The organism is Brasilonema sp. UFV-L1 (assembly GCF_012912105.1).
Taxonomy (GTDB): domain Bacteria; phylum Cyanobacteriota; class Cyanobacteriia; order Cyanobacteriales; family Nostocaceae; genus Brasilonema.
Genome location: NZ_QMEA01000271.1, coordinates 1 through 2,476, shown reverse-complemented (window position 1 = coordinate 2,476; position 2,476 = coordinate 1). Strand labels below are relative to the sequence as shown.

The 2,476-nt window shown below is 40.2% G+C and carries 2 protein-coding genes; one reads left to right on the top strand and one right to left on the bottom strand.

The window, feature by feature from the left end:
* Positions 1-101: 101 nt before the first annotated feature.
* Positions 102-872 carry a DNA/RNA nuclease SfsA gene (gene sfsA, locus DP117_RS33950; RefSeq protein WP_169222545.1) on the bottom strand — a complete coding sequence of 257 codons (771 nt, stop codon included), beginning with the start codon at positions 870-872 and terminating at the stop codon, positions 102-104.
* A 117-nt stretch (positions 873-989) separates the two neighbouring features.
* On the opposite strand from sfsA, the gene DP117_RS33945 reads away from it, so the two are divergent.
* Positions 990-2,255, top strand: coding sequence for a tetratricopeptide repeat protein (locus tag DP117_RS33945; protein WP_169222544.1), 1,266 nt, complete (start codon positions 990-992; stop codon positions 2,253-2,255).
* The last annotated feature ends 221 nt before the right edge of the window (positions 2,256-2,476 follow it).

Genomic DNA, 2,476 nt, shown 5'->3' with positions numbered 1-2,476 from the left:
CCTGCTACAATAGCTCGGTGCCAGGACTATTATTCTAAACAACAAAAGAGTCTTCTAAAATTTTAGAAGGCTCTTTTGTTGTTTTCCCCTTATCCGAAGGCTCAAAATTTATATTCTGCCAAACCTAAATAACGCACACCTTCTGGGTTAACTTCAAAACGGCAAGGCAAAATTTCTAAACCAAGGTCGATGCCAAGCCTAAGTAATTTACCATATGCAGGGTCAGCACTGTCGCCAGGGGCAAACTCAGTACAATCACTTCGATTTATAAAGTAAAGCATGACTGCACGACTTTGGGGTAAAAGCGCTGTCAGTTCTCGCAAATGCTTTTGTCCTCGTGTTGTTTCTGTGTCTGGAAATAGTGCTAATTTTCCCTGCGCCCAAGTTGTATTTTTTACTTCAAGATATGTTAAAAGTAATTTCTCATTTTCAAAACATAAATTGCTAGATGAGACGCTGATGTTTATATCTGGAAATAACAAGAAATCCACCCGACTTGATTTATTTTGTCCATAGGAAACCTCAGCATTAATTTGGCTATAATTTCCCAATTCTGGAAAAAGATATTTTTCTAAAGCTAATTTAATAATCTTATTGGGCAAGTTAGTATTGATACCCACCCATGTTGGTTCGTTGTCATGCACCTGGATCATTTCCCAGGTATAGGAAAGTTTGCGCTTAGGACTATCACTGTAAGACAGCTGCACTGCACAACCAGGAGTACAAACTCCTGTCATTGGTCCTGTATTGGGGCAATGTGCTGTTACTATTTCCCCAGAAGCGAGTTCAACATCGGCAAAAAATCGCTTGTAGCGTCTTAGTAAGACACCAGGATACAAGGGTGGATAGCGGTAAAGGTAGTCGTTAGTCATTTAGTGCTTTTTATTAATAATTGGAAATGAGTCACCTAAAGACTGAAGTATGAAGTGTAAAGTATGAAGTATTTCACTCTTGAACCTGTATCCTGATTTGATTCTTCAAAAAATGCCATGAATGACGAATTTTACAATAAAGGATTGGAAAAAGCCAAGCAAAAAGATTATGCTGAAGCTATTCAAGAATTTAGCCGTGCTTTGCAGCTAGCACCTTACTTTGCTCAAGCTTACTATCAACGGGGTTTAGCATACTATGATTTGGGAGAAATATTGAATGCTGTTTCTGACTTCACAGAGGTACTGAAACTGAATCCTCAAAGTGTAGAGGCTTATTACTGTCGCGCTTTGGGACGAGTGGCGCTGAAAAATCTGCCAGGGGCGCTTGCAGATGTAGACCAAGCTATTCGTCTTCATCCAGATTATGCGGCTGCTTATAATTTACGAGGAACAGTCTATCGTAAACAAGGGTATATTCAAGATGCGATCGCCAACTTTAAAAAAGCGGCACAATTATATCTAGAGCAAAAAGACGCAGAGAATTGTCGCCAGTGTCTGGAGAAAATTAAACAGCTTCAACCTCACCGAAAACCTGCTTTTGTACCATCAAGTCCGACAATTGCGCCACTCAAATCTGAAAAAGATTATTTCACGCAGTTACTAGAAAAAGCAGAAAAGGGAGACACCCGCGAAGCAATGGAGGATTTAAATTGGGCTTTGCAGGTTGATCCACAGGATGCACAAGCATACTGCTGTCGAGGGGTTGTGCGTTGTAAATTGGGTAACTATCAAGAGGCTATCTCAGACTTTAACCAAGCGCTGCGACTGAATTTTGTTGATGCAATCGTCTACCGTAACCGAGGAAAAGCACGTTCTCATGTAAGCGATCATCAAGGGGCGATCGCCGATTTTAATCAAGCACTCCAGATGCAACCCCAAGATGCAATGCTCTATACTGCCAGAGGAAATGCTTATCGGCTTATAGGGAATTATCTTGGTGCAATTAACGACTACACCCAAGCACTGCAAATAAATCCTGATGATCCAACAGCTTACTACAATCGTGGCATTGCCTACGCTTGCTTGGAAGAAATGCAACGTGCTGTTGAGGATTATCAGCGTGCAGCAAGTATCTTTTGTGAAAAAGAAGACTGGGGAAATTACCAACAAGTCTTAGATAGTTTAAAAAAAATTCACTCCCCTAGTTCTAACTCAGAAAAAGCAAAGTATAACTTGCTACGGCAACGCCTGTTGAGACTAGTTGGGGGATATTGGGAAATTGCCCAAAGATTGGTTGATCAGGCAAAATATGACTATCCTGGAATGTCAGAGGAATGGTATTTGCAAAAAGTCATTGGTGATTGGGAACGAGATAGGGGTTGACACTCGCTTACACTCAAATTCGCTCATTTATCATTCAAAAAAACTAGATTTTATTAATACTTCTATCCTTCTGCCTTTCTTTGTAAGAAACAGCTATTGAAGCTAAGAGCAGAAGGATTTTATTTATTTTGAGCCTTTTACGTTTAATTAGGTTGACTGACTTATAATATCAAGTTCGCTTAATCACTTATAAATCCCGAAATACCCCACCCGCCCTATCG

Bases quoted from the DNA above. Each gene is read 5' to 3' on its own strand.
- sfsA (WP_169222545.1), bottom strand. From the start codon at position 872: ATGACTAACGACTACCTTTACCGCTATCCACCCTTGTATCCTGGTGTC.
- DP117_RS33945 (WP_169222544.1), top strand. From the start codon at position 990: ATGAATGACGAATTTTACAATAAAGGATTGGAAAAAGCCAAGCAAAAA.